The sequence below is a fragment of the Limnohabitans sp. INBF003 genome (assembly GCF_055396645.1).
The window spans coordinates 627,438-645,572 of record NZ_AP029222.1 but is presented as its reverse complement, the minus strand read 5'-3'; the positions used below and the strand labels follow the sequence as shown (position 1 = coordinate 645,572).

Annotated in this window: 14 protein-coding genes; 8 read left to right on the top strand and 6 right to left on the bottom strand. The window is 61.4% G+C overall.

Going from position 1 to position 18,135, the window contains the following annotated elements; genetic code table 11:
• Positions 1-12 precede the first annotated feature (12 nt).
• Together ACZ5VE_RS03085 and xdhC are read right to left on the bottom strand one after the other, a co-directional pair.
• Positions 13-1,224 carry a urate hydroxylase PuuD gene (locus ACZ5VE_RS03085; protein ID WP_464456610.1) on the bottom strand — a complete coding sequence of 404 codons (1,212 nt, stop codon included), beginning with the start codon at positions 1,222-1,224 and terminating at the stop codon, positions 13-15.
• A gap of 181 nt (positions 1,225-1,405) precedes the next feature.
• Positions 1,406-2,182 carry a xanthine dehydrogenase accessory protein XdhC gene (gene xdhC / locus ACZ5VE_RS03080; protein ID WP_464456609.1) on the bottom strand — a complete coding sequence of 259 codons (777 nt, stop codon included), beginning with the start codon at positions 2,180-2,182 and terminating at the stop codon, positions 1,406-1,408.
• 127 nt (positions 2,183-2,309) lie between these two features.
• Here xdhC and ACZ5VE_RS03075 point away from each other — a divergent pair, with 127 nt between their 5' ends.
• Positions 2,310-2,828, top strand: coding sequence for a hypothetical protein (locus tag ACZ5VE_RS03075; protein ID WP_464456608.1), 519 nt, complete (start codon positions 2,310-2,312; stop codon positions 2,826-2,828).
• Positions 2,829-2,834: 6 nt separating this feature from the next.
• On the opposite strand, the gene ACZ5VE_RS03070 is transcribed toward ACZ5VE_RS03075, so the two are convergent.
• The 4 genes from ACZ5VE_RS03070 to uraH form a co-directional block, all read right to left on the bottom strand.
• The gene (locus ACZ5VE_RS03070) at positions 2,835-3,497 is read right to left on the bottom strand and encodes an HAD family hydrolase (protein ID WP_464456607.1); all 663 of its coding nucleotides are present in this window, start codon (positions 3,495-3,497) and stop codon (positions 2,835-2,837) included.
• 322 nt (positions 3,498-3,819) lie between these two features.
• A complete protein-coding gene (xdhB, locus tag ACZ5VE_RS03065) occupies positions 3,820-6,180 on the bottom strand; it encodes a xanthine dehydrogenase molybdopterin binding subunit (RefSeq protein WP_464456606.1) in 2,361 nt (786 codons plus the stop codon).
• Positions 6,181-7,656, bottom strand: a complete 1,476-nt coding sequence (gene xdhA, locus ACZ5VE_RS03060; RefSeq protein ID WP_464456605.1) for a xanthine dehydrogenase small subunit — start codon at positions 7,654-7,656, stop codon at positions 6,181-6,183.
• A gap of 131 nt (positions 7,657-7,787) precedes the next feature.
• Positions 7,788-8,141, bottom strand: a complete 354-nt coding sequence (gene uraH / locus ACZ5VE_RS03055) for a hydroxyisourate hydrolase (protein WP_464456604.1) — start codon at positions 8,139-8,141, stop codon at positions 7,788-7,790.
• 141 nt (positions 8,142-8,282) lie between these two features.
• Here uraH and ACZ5VE_RS03050 point away from each other — a divergent pair, with 141 nt between their 5' ends.
• From ACZ5VE_RS03050 to ACZ5VE_RS03020, 7 genes are all read left to right on the top strand, one after another.
• On the top strand, positions 8,283-8,948 hold the full coding sequence (locus ACZ5VE_RS03050) for a GntR family transcriptional regulator (RefSeq protein ID WP_464456603.1): 666 nt from the start codon (positions 8,283-8,285) through the stop codon (positions 8,946-8,948).
• 20 nt (positions 8,949-8,968) lie between these two features.
• Positions 8,969-9,919 carry an allantoinase PuuE gene (puuE, locus tag ACZ5VE_RS03045; RefSeq protein ID WP_464456602.1) on the top strand — a complete coding sequence of 317 codons (951 nt, stop codon included), beginning with the start codon at positions 8,969-8,971 and terminating at the stop codon, positions 9,917-9,919.
• Positions 9,920-10,002: 83 nt separating this feature from the next.
• Entirely contained in the window at positions 10,003-11,778 is a 1,776-nt protein-coding gene (uraD, locus tag ACZ5VE_RS03040) for a 2-oxo-4-hydroxy-4-carboxy-5-ureidoimidazoline decarboxylase (protein ID WP_464456601.1), read from the top strand.
• The gene (locus tag ACZ5VE_RS03035; RefSeq protein WP_464456600.1) at positions 11,775-13,028 is read left to right on the top strand and encodes a M20 family metallopeptidase; all 1,254 of its coding nucleotides are present in this window, start codon (positions 11,775-11,777) and stop codon (positions 13,026-13,028) included. The genes uraD and ACZ5VE_RS03035 overlap by 4 nt, the downstream gene beginning before the upstream one ends.
• Positions 13,029-13,030: 2 nt before the next feature.
• Positions 13,031-13,873, top strand: coding sequence for a phytanoyl-CoA dioxygenase family protein (locus ACZ5VE_RS03030; RefSeq protein ID WP_464456599.1), 843 nt, complete (start codon positions 13,031-13,033; stop codon positions 13,871-13,873).
• Positions 13,874-14,026: 153 nt separating this feature from the next.
• Entirely contained in the window at positions 14,027-15,514 is a 1,488-nt protein-coding gene (locus ACZ5VE_RS03025) for a nucleobase:cation symporter-2 family protein (RefSeq protein ID WP_464456598.1), read from the top strand.
• A 219-nt stretch (positions 15,515-15,733) separates the two neighbouring features.
• On the top strand, positions 15,734-18,031 hold the full coding sequence (locus tag ACZ5VE_RS03020; protein WP_464456597.1) for an NADP-dependent malic enzyme: 2,298 nt from the start codon (positions 15,734-15,736) through the stop codon (positions 18,029-18,031).
• The last annotated feature ends 104 nt before the right edge of the window (positions 18,032-18,135 follow it).

Sequence of the window (18,135 nt, the reverse complement as noted above, 5' to 3'; positions counted from 1 at the left end):
CCGAATTCGCGGTCAATCGATCTTGGCGCCCGACTGAAACCAACGCCCGATCAAGGCGCGCTCTTCGGCGGTGATGCCGGTGGCGTTGTTCATGGGCATTTGTTGGGTCACCACCACTTGCTGGTACACGTTTTGCGCGTGTTGCTTGACCAGATCGGGACTGTTCAAGCGCACATTTTTCATTTGCACCTGCTCACCGTGGCACTGGTAGCAGCGTTGTGCCAGCACGGTTTGCACCTGTGCAAAGCTGACCGAGACTGCGGGCGCCGCCGACGCCACGGGAGCAGCGGGCCTGAGCGCGATGATCACACCCAGAATCAACACCACACCCACCGCCGCAAACGGCCAAGGGTTGGCAGCGCGGCCCAAATGGTAGCCGTGGCGCTGCACAAAGAACTGGCGGATCAGGGCACCTGCAAACATCATCACGAACAACAAGATCCAGCGGTGCTCGTGCGTGTACAAAAAGCTGTAGTGGTTGCTCAGCATCGCGAAGATGACAGGCAGCGTGAAATAGGTGTTGTGCACGCTGCGCTGCTTGCCGCGCTTGCCATGGATGGCCAGGGCGTTGGCGTCATAGGCCTCGCCGCTGGTCATGGCGGCCACGACTTTGCGCTGGCCGGGGATGATCCAGAAGAACACGTTGGCGCTCATGGATGTGGCGATCATCGCGCCCACCAGCAAAAAGGCCGCACGCCCGGCGAACAACTGGCACGACAGCCAAGCCGCAAACGAGATGACCACGATCATCAGCCCGGCCACGATCAGCTCGCCATTTTTGCGAAAGCCAAACAGTCGGCACACGGTGTCGTAGACAAACCAGAAAGCCACCAAAAAGCCCAAGGCCGCAGACCCGGCCATGACGGGCGACCAGTCCATCAGCGATTTGTCGATCAAAAACGTCCCGGCATTCCAGAGGTAAAGCACGGTGAAGAGCGCAAAGCCGCTCAACCAGGTGGAATAGCTTTCCCAATAAAACCAGTGCAGTTTGGTGTGGATGATTTTGGGGGCCACCATGTACTTTTGCGGGTTGTAAAAACCGCCGCCGTGCACCGCCCACATCGCACCGCCCACGCCTTTTTCCAGCAAGTCAGGCGAGTTGGGTTTTTGCAGGTTGTTGTCGAGGAAGACAAAGTAAAACGAGGAACCAATCCAGGCGATGGCGGTGATGACGTGCACCCAGCGCAGCAAGAGATTGGCCCATTCCAGCAGATACGTTTCCATGAAGGATTCTCCAACCAGCTCACCACCGCGGGCCCTGTGAGCGGTCATTCGGTCGCGAACATGGACAAACCGGGGTTTGTTCTTGCGCCGCTGCGACCAGTGCACCGAAGTGTATACAGTTTATGCGCCTGAATCCAGCCCCATCCCAAGCCCGCGCCTAGGGAAAAACCAGAATCACCCCTCAAAGCGTTTGCAAGAGTTGTGCCGCCACGGCTACGGCAATGACTTCGGGTTCTTTGCCGGTGATGCCCGGCACGCCAATCGGGCAAGTGATGTGGGCGATGTCTTTGGCCGTAAAACCCCGGTCTTCCAGACGGTGCCTGAAGGTGGCCCATTTGGTCTTGCTGCCGATCAAGCCCACAAAAGGCAAATCGCCCCGCTCACGCTGGCGCTTCAGGCAGGCGATGACGATGTCCAAGTCTTCGGCATGGCTGAAGCTCATGATCAGCACCCGGCTTCCGGGCAGCAGATCGGCCACAGCGGCTTGCACCGGGTTGGAGTGTTCGCATTCCACAACCTCGGGCACATCGGACGGAAAGATCTCGTCGCGGCTGTCAATCCAGCGCACAGCAAACGGCAAAGGCGCCAAGGTCTTGACCAAGGCTTTGCCCACATGACCACCGCCAAACAGCGCCAAGGGCGTGCGGACCGGCACCCACAACTCACGCAGGCGCGGCAAGTCGGCTGCGGTCGCGGGCTCAAAGGCCAGTTCGACGGCGCCGCCGCAGCACTGCCCCAAACTGGGGCCCAGCACATGGCGCAGCGTGGCTTCTCGGGTCTGGCCTGCCAGCCACTGGTGGGCATGGGCGATGGCCTGAAACTCCAGATGCCCTCCCCCGATGGTGCCGCACTCGCCGTGTGCAAAAACGACCATGCGCGTACCAGGCCCCCTGGGCACCGAGCCTTGTGTCGACACCACAGTCACGATGACCGCGTTTTCTGCTTTCAAGCGCAGCATTGCTTGATCAATCCAATTCACGTTGGCGGTCCATTCAAAGGTTTTATCTGTCGCTTGATTGCCCAAGGGGCTTTGTCGGTGCCACAATCGTGGCCACCGCAGAGTATGCCAAGGACAAGGGCTTGCCATGAACAAACATTTGCAGCAGTTTCAGCATGTGATCACCAACACCTTGCTGTGTTGGGGAGCGATTGGATTGGGTTTTTTGAGCGGATGCAGCACGCCACCGCCCGCTGTCAAGCCTGTCACGCCGCCGCCTCCTGTGGCCAAAGTGCCTGAGGTCGTCAGCACGCCCACAGGTGCTACCTCACTCGCTCGCAGCAGCAAAGAATACCGAAAAGACGCTGCAGGCCATTTGTATGGCATGAATGCCCAACGCATTTACAAAGGCCGCATGCCCCCGTTGCTGGAAGCGGTTGGCGTCTTGAATGTAGACATTGACCACAAAGGGGCGGTGAAATCCGTCAACTGGATGCGCGCCCCCAAACATGTGCCGCAGGTCATGGCCGAGATTGAGCGCATGGTCAAATCCGCAGCCCCTTATCCGGTACCGAAGCACCTGAGTCAGGTGACCTACACCGACACCTGGCTTTGGCACAAAAGCGGCAAGTTTCAGCTGGACACCTTGACCGAAGGGCAAGACTGAAAAGGCTCAGTCAGCCTTTGCGCTCACGAGCCGATCTAGCAAATCGGCCAACCCCTCAATGAACACCACCTGACGCGCCACCTCGGTGGGCAAGCCTTGTGGCGGATGCAAACTGAACACCTGCATGCCTGCCGCCAAGCCCGCCAGCAACCCAGGCAAACTGTCTTCCACCACAGCACAATGCGCTGACGGACACCCCAAGGCCTGTGCTGCGTGGTGGAACAAGCCCGGCTCGGGTTTGTAGCTGCCCACATCGGGGGCACAAAAAATCCGATCCCCCAACAAATCACGCATCCCGGTCAAGCTCAGCGTGAGTTCGGCCTTTTCACGGGGGCCATTGGTGGCTACGGCGAAGGGCATGGGCAAGCTTTTCAGCAAAGCCTTGGCACCCGGAATTTCAGTGAGCTGTAAACGAAATTGCGCCGCCATCGCCAAACGCAAGTCTTTCAGAAAAAGCACCTCATCCAAAACGGGCCCGTCCGCAGACGCATGCCGTGCAATTTCTGCCACACAGTGCGGCATGGGGACCCCCCTGAACCGCTGATGAGCCGCTTCTCGCGACCATGGCAAGCCCCAAGCCCGCGCTTTGTCGTACAAAACATCCAGTCCGATGCGTTCACTGTCTACCAGCGTGCCATCCAGGTCAAACAGGATCGCCAACGGTCTCATGGCTGTACCCCAATGCCCCATGGAGAAACCACCAAACCGCCTTTGGAACGTGGAGCAAAGGCAGGGGCTTTTGAGGGATCAGGCCGGGTCATCTGAAGGGTCTTGCACATGGGCCGGCACGTTTTGCTTGTTTGCAGGTGCTGGTGCAAAACACATTTTCTCGCCGTCCCACTGCTGACCACACCAGCAAAGGCCTTCGTCGTTGATGATGCATGTGCCGGTGCCACAGCACCTTGGATCGTCTGACATGGGCCCACTCCTGAACTTATTTGATGATGGCTGCAGGATGCCCGAAAACGCTTCAGGCATCCTGCAAAGCGCCTCAAAGGCCTGCAGTGGCCTTGGCTTTTTCGCACGCCATCAAGATGCGCTCAGGCGTTGCAGGCGCGTCCATGTAGACCACGGCTTTGTGGTCGGCGCTGGCCGCCACCGCATCGCGCAAGGCGAAGAAGGCAGACAGGCCCAACATCAAGGGCGGCTCGCCCGTGGCCTTGCTGTTGAACGGTGTGGGCTTCAGGTTGGCGTTGTCGAACAAGGACACATTGAAGTGTTCAGGAATGTCGCCTGCCACCGGGATCTTGTAGGTGCTGGGGCCGTGCGTGAGCAGCTTGCCCTTCTTGTCCCAGATGCACTCTTCCATGGTGAGCCAGCCCATGCCTTGCACATACGCGCCTTCGATCTGGCCTTTGTCCAATGCGGGGTTGATGCTGCGGCCCACGTCGTGCACGATGTCCACGGCCTTGAGCCACCACTCGCCGGTGCGGGTGTCGATCTCCACTTCGCTCACGGCAGCGCCGTAGCAGTAGTAATAGAAAGCGCGGCCGTTCAGGGTGGTGAAGTCGTATTTGATTTCAGGCGTCATGTAGAAGCCAGTCACGCTCAAGCCCACGCGGTCGAGCCACGCTTGCTTGGTCACGTCAGCCCACTTGACGGCTTTGCCGCCGCCATGCACTTCGTTGTTGGCAAACGTCACATCGCCTTCAGCGCAACCCAACATGCGGGCGGCCACGGGCTTCAAGCGCTCACGCATTTGCATGGTGGCGTTCATGATGGCCGCGCCGTTGATGTCGGCACCGCTCGATGCGGACGTGGCCGAAGCGTTCGGCACTTTTTGCGAGTCAGTGGCGGTGATGCGCACATGGTCCACGCTGATACCCAAACCATCGGCACACACCTGTGCCATCTTGGTGTTCAGGCCTTGGCCCATTTCGGTACCGCCGTGGTTGCAGCTCACCGAGCCGTCCATGTAGACCACCAGCAGCGCGCCGCCTTGGTTCAAGTGGGTGGCCGTGAAGCTGATGCCGAACTTCAGAGGCACGAGCGACAAACCGCGCTTGCGGGTTTTGCTCTTGGCGTTGAAGGCTTGCACCGCTGCGCGGCGCTCGGCGTATTTGGATTCCTGCTCGACCTGATCGATCACCTTGTCACCCACCCAGTCTTCAATGAGCTGGTTGTATTGGGTGGTCATGGTGTCGGGCGTGCCGCTGATGGCAGGGTCTTTGTAGAGGTTGAGCTTGCGCACTTCCAAGGGATCTTTGCCCAAAGTCATCGCAATTTCGTCCATCACCGTCTCGATGCCGAACATGCCTTGTGGGCCGCCAAAACCCCGGAAAGCGGTGGCGCTTTGCGTGTTGGTTTTGCAGCGGTGGCTCACCAGTTTCAAAGCAGGGATGTGGTAGCTGTTGTCGATGTGCAGGCAAGCGCGGTCGTTCACCGGGCCCGAGTAGTCGGTGCTGTAACCGCAGCGCGACATGAGCGTGATGTCGGCACCCAAAACGCGGCCGTTGTCGTCAAAGCCCACTTCGTAATCGATGCGGAAATCGTGGCGCTTGCCGGTGATGGTCATGTCGTCGTCGCGGTTCACGCGCAGCTTGACGGGCTTGCCCAACTTGTGCGCGGCCAAAGCGGCGCTCTGGCTGAAGATGCTGGCGTTGCCTTCTTTGCCACCAAAGCCGCCACCCATGCGGCGGCAAATCACCTCCACATCGTTGGTGTGCAGGTTCAGGGCGTGCGCGGCTTCGCGCTGGTTGCCATCGGGGTGCTGGGTCGATACGTACAGCGTGAGCTGGCCGTCTTCCTTGGGCACTGCGTAGGTGATCTGGCCTTCCAGATAAAACTGCTCTTGCTGGCCGGTGCGGGTCGTGCCTTTGATTTTGTGGGGCGCATTGGCAATAGCCGATGCCGCATCACCACGCGTGATGCCTTTGGGCGGCATGATGAAGCTGTTCGCTGCCATGGCCTCTTCCACCGTCAAGATGGGCTTGAGTTCTTTCACCAGCACCTTGGCTTTGTGGGCGGCTTCGCGGGCGTACAGCATGTTGCGCGCCACGACCACAGCCACGGCTTGGCCGATGAACTCGACCTTGCCAGCGGCGAGAAACGGGTCATCGTGGACGATGGGGCCGCAGTTGTTTTCGCCGGGAATGTCTTTGGCGGTGTAAACCGCGACCACGCCGTGCTCCTTGAGGATGGCGTCGCGGTCAATGCCGTCGCCGATCAACTCGCCGTGCGCCACGGGCGACAAGATGAGTGCGGCGTACAAAGTGCCCGCGTGCTCGGGGATGTCGTCGATGTAGGTGGCGGTGCCGGTCACGTGCAGGTGAGCGGATTCATGGACCACGTCGGTGCCTTGCTGAACGCCCGATGCGGGCAACAGGTTTTTGTGTGCGGTTGGCGCGTTCATTCAAGCCACCTCTTTCGTTTTTTCTTCAATGAACTCGAGGGCCAGGTTACGGGCCACCAAAGCGCGGTAAGCCCATGTGGCACGCAGGCCGTCGCGGGCGGTGAAGCTCGCAGCAATGGCGGCATCCAGATCGGCGGCCTTCACATCAGCAGGTGTTTTGCCTTCGAGCACGGCTTCCAGCTTGGGCGCACGCGCTGGGAACGGGCTCAGGCCGTTGTAGGCCAGCTTCACGCCGCTCAACTTGCCGCCTTGGAGCGTGTAGCTGATGGCCGCGCAAGTGGCCGAAATGTCTTGCTCAAAACGCTTGCTCACCTTGTGGGCGCGGAACACTTGGCCCGCCACAGGTTTGGGCAAGTCGACGGCTTCGATGAACTCACCCGCCTCGAGCACGTTTTTCTTCATGCCGGTGTAGAAGTTGTCCAGCAACACGTTGCGGGTCTTCTCGCCACGGCGCAGCACCAGGCTGGCACCCAGCGCCAGCAAGCAAGGCATGGAGTCGCCAATCGGCGAGCCGTTGGCGATGTTGCCCGCCAGCGTGGCGGTTGAGCGGATGGGGGGCGAGCCAAAGCGGCGCAGCACTTCGGCAAAGTCGGGGTAAGCCTTGGCGATCAGCCCTTCAACCTGGGTCAGCGACACGGCCGCGCCAATGCGCCAAGCCTTGTCGGTCTCTTTGACCTGACGCAGCTCAGCCACATTGCCCAGGTACATGATGTGGTCGGGACGCGCGAACTGCTTGTTCACTTGCAAACCGATTTCGGTGCTGCCAGCCAGCAAGGTGGTGGTAGGGTTCTTGACCAGGTAGTCGGCCACTTCGGCAATGGTGGCGGGCGAGACGAATTCGTTGCCCTTCTTGGTGCGCACCACGGGCTGCACGATGATGTCGCCGTCCAGGCTCAGGGTCGGCACGCTGGCGCGTTTGATTTCTTTGAGCAAAGGCACATCGGCGCTGTCATCGATCTTCAGACCTTCAGGCTTGGCGCAGGCCTTGGTGGCGGACTCGATGATCGGCTTGTAGCCGGTGCAGCGGCACAGGTTACCGCTGAGCGAATCGGTGATCTGCTGGCGGTTGGGCATGGGCAGCACCTGAACCAGGTTCACCAGGCTCATCACAATGCCCGGGGTGCAAAAGCCGCACTGCGAGCCGTGGCACTTGACCATTTCTGCCTGCACCGGGTGCAGCGAGCCATCGGCCTTTTTCAGGCTCTCGACGGTCTTGACCGATTTGCCGTCCAGCGAAGGCAGCAGCTGGATGCAGGCGTTGGTGGCCACATAGTCGACGCCCGTGCCTGCGGCGTTGAGCTCACCCACCATGACCACGCAAGCGCCGCAATCGCCTTCGGCGCAGCCCTCTTTGGTGCCGGTGCGGTGCATTTGCTCGCGCAAATAATCCAGAACAGTGGTGGTGCGGCGTTCGCCCTGGGCTTCGACGATCTGGCCGTCGAGCACAAAGCGCACGGTGTTGGTGACTTGGGTCATGGTGCGGGGAGGGGGTAAATAAACGGTAAGGCCCCGATTTTAAAGAACCGGGGCCTTGGTGACCGACTTTTTCAGCGGATTAATCGGGATCTGACCCCAATTGAATGAATTGGGGTCAGATCCCGATGGTTTCAGGAGCCGCGGTAGGTCGAGTAGCTCCAGGGGCTGGCCAGCAGCGGCACGTGGTAATGCTGGTCTTCGTGGGCCACGCCAAAGTCCAGGCTCACTTTGTTCAAAAAGTTGGGCTCAGGCAGCTCCACGCCTTTGGCTTTGAAGTAGTCGCTCACATTGAAGACCAGGCGATAGGTGCCTTTGCGCAGGCTGGCGTGGTCGTACAGCATGCCGTCGGGGTTGCGACCGTCGTGGTTGAGGGTGAAGCTTTTGACCAAGGTGACCTGATCGCCTTGCGTGGTGTACAGCGCCACTTGCATGCCCGCAGCGGGGCAGCCGTGCATGGTGTCCAGAACGTGTGTGCTCAATCCCATGGTTTTGCTCGCTTCTTAAAGGTGTTTGGGGTGGTTCAGAAAAAGGGCAAAAGGCATCGCCTAATCCGGTCGACCTAAGTGTATACAATTTTGCATTTAGTGGCTATCATTTCAAAAAACAGCCGTTGAGGCCACCGAGACATGGAAACATCCACCACGCACCACATCGTCGAATCGCTCACCCGGGCGATCGTCGAACACCGGCTCTTGCCCGGCTCCAAACTGGCCGAGCAAAAGCTGGCCGACCACTTTGGCGTCTCGCGCACGCTGGTCAGGCAAGCCTTGTTCCAGTTGTCGCAAAACCGTTTGATCAAGCTCGAACCAGCACGTGGCGCTTTTGTGGCCGCCCCTTCGGTCGAAGAAGCCCAGCAGGTGTTTGCTGTGCGCCGCATGCTGGAGGCCGAGATGACCCGTGCCTTTGTGCAGCAGGTCACGCCTGAGCAGATCACGGCCCTGAAAGAACACATCAAGCAAGAACGCGAAGCCGTGACCCAGGGCGACGTGACCGGTCGCACCGAACTGCTGGGCGACTTTCATGTGCGCATGGCCGAGCTGATGCACAACGATGTACTGGCCCAGGTGCTGGGCGAGCTGATCTCGCGCTGCGCGCTGATCACGCTGATGTACCAGTCGCGCAACGAAGCCGAGCACTCGACCGACGAGCACGAAGCCATCGTGGCCGCGCTGGCCGCCCAAGACGCGGACCAAGCTGTGCGCTTGATGCACGAGCATTTGCTGCACGTGGAAGAAAGCCTGACCTTCGACCGCCAAGTGCCCACTCACGACATTTCTCTGGCCCTGGCCTGACCCTTGCATTGAACACCGCCATGAGCACCTACGATTCCACCCTCCCCTACCCCCGCGACCTCAAGGGCTACGGCCGCCATGTGCCGCACGCCCAGTGGCCGGGCGGCGCACGTGTGGCCGTGCAGTTTGTGTTGAATTACGAAGAAGGCGGCGAGAACTCGGTGCTGCACGGCGATGCGGGCTCCGAGCAGTTCCTGTCCGAAATGTTCAACCCGGCGTCCTTCCCCGAGCGGCACATCAGCATGGAAGGCATTTACGAATACGGCTCGCGTGCGGGCGTCTGGCGCATCCTGCGCGAGTTTGAAAAACGCAAGCTGCCGCTCACCGTGTTTGGCGTGGCCACCGCGCTGCAAAAGCACACAGAGTTAACAGCCGCCTTCAAGGAATTGGGCTACGACATCGCCTGCCATGGCCTCAAGTGGATTCATTACCAGAACATCGACGAAGCCACCGAGCGCGCCCACATGGCCGAGGCCATGGACATTTTGCAAAAGCTCACCGGTGAACGGCCCCTGGGCTGGTACACCGGCCGCGACAGCCCCAACACGCGCCGTCTGGTCGCCGACTTTGGCGGCTTTGAGTACGACAGCGACTACTACGGCGACGACCTGCCCTTCTGGATGAAAGTGCGCAAAAGCGATGGCACCGATGCGCCGCAACTCATCGTGCCCTACACCTTGGACTGCAACGACATGCGCTTTGCACTGCCGCAGGGCTATTCGCACGCCGACCCATTCTTCCAGTACATGAAGGACACCTTTGACGCGCTGTACGCCGAGGGTGACCCCAATGGCGACAACGCCCCCAAGATGATGAGCATCGGCATGCACTGCCGCCTGCTAGGCCGCCCGGGCCGCATCACCGCACTGCAACGCTTTCTGGACCACATCCAGTCGCACGACAAGGTCTGGGTGGCACGGCGCCTGGACATTGCGCGGCATTGGAAGGCGACACACCCCTACAAGGACTGACATTGTGTGGGAGGTCGCCCCTGCGGCCGAATGCCCACTCCAAAGACATTCGGCCGCAGGGGCGGCCTCCCACAGAGACATCCATGCCCATCACTTTGGAACAACTCAACAGCGCCAGCCGTGAAGACGCCGCGCAGATGCTCGATGGCCTGTACGAGCACTCGCCCTGGATCGCCGAGCAGGCGCTCAATGAACGCCCCTTCACCTCACTGGCCCACCTGAAGCACGCCATGTGCGAAGTGCTGGCCAAGGCCGGGCGCGACGCGCAGCTGGGCCTGATCCGCGCCCACCCGGAGCTGGCGGGCAAGGCCATGGTCAGCAAGACGCTGACGGCCGAGTCCACCAACGAGCAGACCAAGGCGGGCCTGACCGACTGCACGCCCGAAGAGTTTGCCAAGATCCAGAAGCTCAACGCCGACTACAACGCCAAATTCGGCTGGCCCTTCATCCTCGCGGTGCGCGGCCCACGCGGTGTGGGCTATAACAAGCAGCAGATCATTGACGCGTTTGAGCGCCGCCTGCATGGCCACCCCGAATTCGAGTTGCAAGAGTGCCTGCGCAACATCCACCGCATCGTCGAAATCCGCCTGAACGACAAGTTCGGCGTGGAACCCACCCTGGGCCACTTGGTTTGGGATTGGCAGGAAAAACTCGCGCAACACTCGGACCCCGGCTTTGCCGAAGCGGGTCAGCTCACTGTCACTTACCTCACCGACGCGCACCGCGCCTGCGCCCAGCGCATCACCCAAAACATGCGCGACTGCGGTTTTGACGAGGTTTACACCGACGCCGTGGGCAATGTGGTGGGCCGCTACCACCCGGCTAAAGCTGGCGGCAAATACCTGCTCACAGGCAGCCACTACGACACCGTGCGCAATGGCGGCAAATACGACGGTCGCTTGGGCATCTTTGTGCCCATGGCCTGCGTGAGCGAACTGCACAAACAGGGCAAACGCCTGCCGTTTGGCATCGAGGTCGTGGCCTTTGCCGAAGAAGAAGGCCAGCGCTACAAGGCCACCTTCCTCGGCTCGGGTGCGCTGATCGGTGACTTCCAACCCGAATGGCTGGAGCAGCAGGACGCCGACGGCATCACCATGCGTGCGGCCATGCAGCACGCCGGTTTGTGCGTGGACGACATCCCCAAAATTCAACGCGACCCGGCGCAGTACCTCGGCTTTGTCGAAGTGCACATCGAGCAAGGCCCGGTGCTCAACGAAGTGAACATCCCGCTGGGCGTGGTCACCTCCATCAACGGCAGCGTGCGTTACCTGTGCGAAGTGATTGGCACCGCCAGCCATGCAGGCACCACTCCCATGGACCGCCGCCGCGACGCGGCCTGCGCCGTGGCCGAACTGGCGCTCTACATGGAGCAACGCGCCGCGAAAGATGGCGATTCGGTGGCCACCATCGGCCAGCTGAATGTGCCCAATGGCTCGATCAACGTGGTGCCCGGCCGCTGCACCTTCAGCCTCGACATGCGCGCCCCCACCGATGCGCAGCGCGATGCGCTGGTGACCGACATCTTGGCCCAGCTGCAGGTCATCTGCGAACGCCGCAGCGTACGCCACACCGCCGAGATGACCATGAGCGCCGCCGCCGCGCCCAGCGCCCCCGAGTGGCAAGCCCGCTGGGAAAACGCTGTGAAGGCATTGGGCGTGCCCCTGTTCAAACTGCCCAGCGGCGCAGGCCACGACGCGATGAAGCTGCACGAAGTGATGCCGCAGGCCATGCTGTTCGTGCGCGGCGAAAACGCGGGCATCAGCCACAACCCGCTCGAATCCACCACCAGCGACGACATGCAGTTGTGCGTCGACGCCTTCACCCATGTTTTGACCCAACTCACTCAGGAACTGTCATGAGCGCTACCGCCCAACAATACGCACAACTCGACGCCTGGATCGACGCGCACTTCGACGAGCAGGTCAAATTCCTGCAGGCCCTGGTGCAGGTGCCCACCGACACCCCGCCCGGCAACAACGCGCCGCACGCCGAGCGCACGGCCGAGCTGTTGGCACCCATGGGCTTTGTGGCTGAAAAGCACCACGTGCCCGCCTCCGAAGTCAAAGCCTACGGCCTGGAGTCCATCACCAACCTGATCGTGCGCCGCCAATATGGCGAGGGCAAAACCATTGCTCTGAACGCCCACGGTGACGTGGTGCCCCCCGGCGAAGGCTGGACACACCCGCCCTACGGGGGCGAAATCCACAACGGTGCGATGTACGGCCGCGCCACCGCCGTGAGCAAGTGCGACTTTTCCACCTTCACCTTTGCCACCCGCGCACTGGAGTCCTTGAACGCCCCCCTCAAAGGCGGCGTGGAACTGCACTTCACCTACGACGAAGAATTTGGCGGCGAAATGGGCCCCGGCTGGTTGCTGGCCAAGGGCCTGACCAAGCCCGACCTGATGATCGCGGCAGGCTTCAGCTACCAGGTCGTCACCGCACACAACGGCTGCCTGCAAATGGAAGTCACCGTGCAAGGCGAGATGGCGCACGCCGCCATCCCCGACAGCGGCACCGACGCGCTGCAAGGCGCGGTGCACATCCTGAACGCCCTGCACGCGCTGAACACGCAATACCTGAAAGTGACCTCCCAGGTCGAAGGCATCACCCACCCCTATCTGAACGTGGGCCAAATCAGTGGCGGCACCAACACCAATGTGGTGCCCGGCAAGGTCGTCTTCAAACTCGACCGCCGCATGATCCCCGAAGAGAACCCAGCAGAAGTCGAAGCGTCCATCCGTAAAACGATTGAAGACGCCGCTGCCAGCTTCAACCCGCCACGCGGCGGCAAGCAACTCAAGGTAGATGTGCGCCGCATGCTGCTGGCCAACGCCATGAAGCCGCTGGCAGGCAACCAGCCGCTGGTGGACGCGATCCAGAAACATGGCGGCGATGTCTTTGGCGAAGCCATCCCCGCCGTGGGCACGCCGCTCTACACCGACGTGCGCCTGTACGTGGAACGCGGCATCCCCGGCGTGATCTACGGCGCAGGCCCCCGCACCGTGCGCGAATCCAACGCCAAACGCTCGGACGAGCATGTGCAACTCGAAGACCTGCGCCGGGCGACCAAAGTGATCGCACGCACGCTCTTGGATTTGCTGGCCTGAGCATGACAGCGCCCCTGCTTGAGACCCTGCGCCAGCGCGTGCAGGCCTGCACCACCGACCAGGACGTGGCCGACTACCAGCGCGATGGCGCGGTCTGCATCCGCAAGCTGTTCACGCCCGAAGAAGTGGCCCTGCTGCGCGATGGCATCGAGGCCAATCTGGCCCACCCCAGCCCTCGCGGCATGGTGGCCAGTCGGCCAGACGACCCGGGGCGCTTTTTTGAAGACTTTTGCAACTGGCAAGACATCCCGCAGTTCAAGCGCTTCATTTTTGACACGCCCTTGGCCGCTCTGGCCCAGCGCCTGATGCAAAGCACCACGGTGCGCCTGTACCACGACCACCTGCTGGTCAAGGAACCCAGCACGCGCCAGCGCACGCCCTGGCACCAGGACCAGCCTTATTACAACGTGGACGGCCTGCAAAACATCAGCTTCTGGATTCCGGTGGACCCGGTGTCCCGCCCCTCCACGCTGGAATTCATCGCGGGTTCACACCGTGGCCCTTGGCTCATGCCACGCACCTTCATGACGAACCAGGCCAAATGGTTCCCCGAAGGCTCGCTGGCCGAGCTGCCCGACATCGAAAACCACCGCGACGACTTCCCGATCCTGGGCTGGGACTTGCAGCCGGGCGATCTGGTGTGTTTTCACATGCTCAGCCTGCATGCCTCAGCCGGCGTGGACGGCACCCAGCGCAGGCGCGTGTACTCGGTGCGCTTTTTGGGCGACGACATAACCCACGCCCCAAGGCCTTGGGTGACCTCGCCGCCCTTCCCCGGGCTGGACCAGGAACTGCCCGCCGGGGCACCGATGGACCATGCGCTGTTTCCCTTGATGGCGGTGTGAAACCCGCTGAGCGACGGCTTGGAGGCCCTTTAAAAGACAGGGTTTCCACGGATCACATCGCCGTCTATTTTGTATACAGTTTGGAACACAAAGAAGCGCACATCTAGTTTCTTTGAATTTTTCCTGACCGTTTACCCCCAAGGAGTCCCCTCCATGAGTTCAACCCTCCACCCCGTGGACGAGAAATTGCCCAGTGGCAAGCTCGCCGCTTTGGGCCTGCAACATGTGCTGGTGATGTATGCCGGCGCGGTGGCCGTGCCCCTGATCGTGGGCCGCGCCCTCAAGCTGAGCCCACAAGACGTGGCCTATTTGATTTCGGCCGACCTGTTTTGCTGCGGTCTGGTCACATTGATCCAGTCGCTCGGTGCCACCCAGTGGTTTGGCATTCGGCTGCCCGTGATGATGGGCGTGACGTTCGCATCCGTGGCCCCCATGGTCGCCATGGCCAACGCCAACCCGGGCGAGATGGGGGCGCAGTTGATCTTCGGCGCCATCATCGGGGCGGGCATCATCTCGATCCTGATCGCGCCGCTGGTCAGCCGCATGCTGCGGTTTTTCCCGCCCGTGGTCACCGGCACCATCATTGCCGTGATCGGCATCAGCCTGATGCGTATCGGCATCAATTGGATTTTTGGCAACCCCTTTGGCCCCACGGCACCCAGCATCGTGACGCCTGAGCACAAGCAGTGGCTCGATGCCGCAGCGGCCGCCGCCAGCGCCCCGGGCTCTACCCTGCCCGCCGTGCCCAAAGATCTGGCGCTCTTGCCCAAGATGCCCAACCCCAAATACGCTGACCTGACCGGCGTGGGCATTGCGGCTTTGGTGCTGGTCTCCATCATGTTGATCGCACGCTATGCCAAAGGTTTTCTGGCCAACATCTCGGTGCTCTTGGGCATCATCATCGGTGGCATTGTGGCCACGGCCATGGGCCTAATGAACTTCGACAAGGTCGGCAAAGCCGCCTGGTTTGACGTGGTCTTGCCCTTCCACTTCGGCATGCCGGTGTTTGACCCCGTGCTGATCCTGACCATGACGCTGGTGATGATCGTGGTGATGATCGAATCGACCGGCATGTTCCTCGCGCTGGGCGAGATGACCGACAAAAAGGTGGACCAAGCCGCACTCACACGCGGCCTGCGCACCGACGGTCTGGGCACGCTGATTGGCGGCATCTTCAACACCTTCCCCTACACCAGCTTCTCGCAAAACGTGGGCCTGGTCGCCGTCACCGGCGTCAAGAGCCGCTTTGTGTGCGTGGCCGGTGGTTTGATTCTGGTGGCTCTGGGCTTGTTGCCCAAAATGGCTGCCCTGATTGAATCGCTGCCCACCGTGGTGCTGGGCGGTGCGGGCTTGGTGATGTTCGGCATGGTGGCCGCCACCGGCATCCGCATTCTGGGCGGGGTGGACTTCAAGACCAACCGCTTCAACGCCATGATCGTGGCGATCTCGATCGGCATCGGCATGATCCCGCTGATCGCCCCCAACTTCAAACAGTGGATGCCACACAACCTGCACCCCCTGATCGAGTCGGGCATCTTGCTGGCCTCCATCAGTGCGGTGTTGCTGAACCTGTTCTTCAATGGCACCAGCAGTGACGACCGCGATGCGATCGAAGCCGCCAAGCAAGCCGAGGCGCATTAAACAAGGCCTGCCCCTGTAGGAGCTTGCCCTGCAAGCGATTGCCCATGGTCCTCAAGCGCTCCATCGCCAGCAGGGCTGGCTCCTACACAATCCATCCGTCAAAAAAGCCAAGCCAAGTGCTTGGCTTTTTGCGTTTTATGCAGGTAATCCACACCTCAAACCCCTTTGCAAATGGGTTACGCTTTCAAAACTTTCACTTGATCTATTGAGACAACAACAATGAGCGACAACCTCTCCCCCGCCGAACAAGCCTTGCGCGACGCCGCCCGTGACTACCACCGCTACCCCACACGCGGCAAGATTTCGGTCAACCCCACCAAGCCCATGTCCAACCAGCGCGATCTGTCGCTGGCCTACTCGCCGGGCGTGGCCTACCCCTGCCTGGACATCGCGGCTGACCCATCCAAAGCGCACGAATACACCTCACGCGGCAACTTGGTGGCCGTGATCACCAACGGCACCGCCGTGCTGGGCCTGGGCGACATCGGCCCGCTGGCCAGCAAGCCCGTCATGGAAGGCAAAGGCGGCCTGTTCAAGAAATTCGCGGGCATCGACGTGTTCGACATCGAACTGGCCGAGCGCGACCCGGACAAACTGGTCGAAATCATCGCCAGCATGGAGCCGACTTTGGGCGGCATCAACCTAGAAGACATCAAGGCGCCCGAGTGCTTCTACATCGAGAAGAAGCTGCGCGAGCGCATGAACATCCCGGTCTTCCACGACGACCAGCACGGCACCGCCATCATCTCGGCCGCCGCCATGCTCAACGGACTGGAGCTGGTGGGCAAAGACATTGGCGCAGTCAAAGTGGCCGTGTCGGGCGCAGGCGCTGCGGCCATTGCTTGCCTGGACGTGATGGTGGGCCTGGGCGTCAAGACCAGCAACATCTTTGTGTGCGACTCCAAGGGCGTGATCTACGAAGGCCGCCCCGGCGGTTACGACGAATCCAAAGCCCGCTACGCGCAAAAGACCGAAGACCGCACCTTGGCCGATGCCGTCAAAGGCGCCGACGTGTTCCTCGGCTGCTCGGCCCCCGGCGTGATGACGGTGGACATGGTCAAGACCATGGCCGACAAGCCCATCATCCTAGCGCTGGCCAACCCCGAGCCCGAAATCCGGCCTGAGCTGGCCAAAGCCGCCCGCCCGGACTGCATCATCGCCACCGGCCGCTCGGACTACCCCAACCAGGTCAACAACGTCCTGTGCTTCCCCTACATCTTCCGCGGCGCGCTCGACTGCGGCGCGACCAAGATCACCGAGGCCATGAAGCTCGCCTGCGTGCGCCAGATCGCCGATCTGGCCAAGGCCGACATCAGCGAAGAAGTGGCCAGCGCCTACGCCGGGCAAGACCTGACCTTTGGCAGCGATTACCTGATCCCCAAGCCGTTTGACTCGCGCCTGATTTTGCGCATCGCCCCCGCTGTGGCCCAAGCCGCTGCAGACTCGGGTGTGGCCGCACGGCCCATCACCGACATGGAGGCCTACCGCCAGCAGTTGCAAAGCTTTGTCTCGCAAACCGGCTTGCTGATGCGCCCGATTTTCAACGCCGCCAAAGCCGTGCCCAACGGCGCCAAACGCGTGGCCTACGCCGATGGCGAAGACCAGCGGGCCCTGCGCGCTGCCCAGATGGCCATTGACGAGAAGCTGGCCCACCCGATCCTGATCGGTCGACCCTCGGTCATTGCCGCCCGCATCGAAAAAGCCGGCCTGCGCATGCGTCTGGGCGTGGATGTGGACAACGTCAATCCCGAAGACGACCCACGTTTCCGCCAGTATTGGGAGCATTACCACCAACTCATGAAACGCAATGGCGCAACGCCCGATGTCGCCAAGGCCGCGGTGCGCCGCTCCAACACCATCATCGGCTCGCTGATGGTCTCTTTGGGCGATGCCGACGCCATGATCTGCGGCCTGGCCGGTACCTACATGACGCACCTGGAGCGCATCGATTCCATTCTGGGCAAGCGCGCTTGTGTGGGCAACTACGCCGCCGTCAACGCCCTCATGACCAACCAGGGCCCGCTCTTCATCACCGACACCTATGTCAACGAAGAGCCCAGCGCCGAGCAGCTGGCCGAGATCGCCTACATGGCAGCGCAAGAAGTGCAGCGCTTTGGCATCGTGCCCAAAGTGGCCTTCCTCTCGCACTCCAGCTACGGCTCGTCCAAACGCGCATCGGCCCGCAAGATGCGCCTGGCCCGTGACCTGTTCGTGGCCCAGCACCCCGACATCGAGTGCGATGGCGAGCTGCACGGCGACGCCGCCCTGCAGCCCGAGATCCGCAGCGCTTATCTGGAAGACAGCAGCCTGACCGGCTCTGCCAACCTACTGGTCTGCCCCAACCTGGACGCGGCCAACATTTTGTACAACGTGCTCAAGACCACCACCAGCGGTGGCGTGACCGTAGGCCCGATCCTGATGGGCACGGCCGCCACGGCGCACATCCTGACGCCTGCGGCCACCGTGCGCCGGGTGCTGAACATGACCGCTCTGGCGGTCGCTCAAGCCCACCACTGAAGCCGATTCAATAGCCCAAAAGGCCCCGTTTTGGTGCAAACCCAAGCCCGGGTTTGCACCAAAAGTGGGGATTTCTAGGGGATGCACCTGACACAGACCGTCAG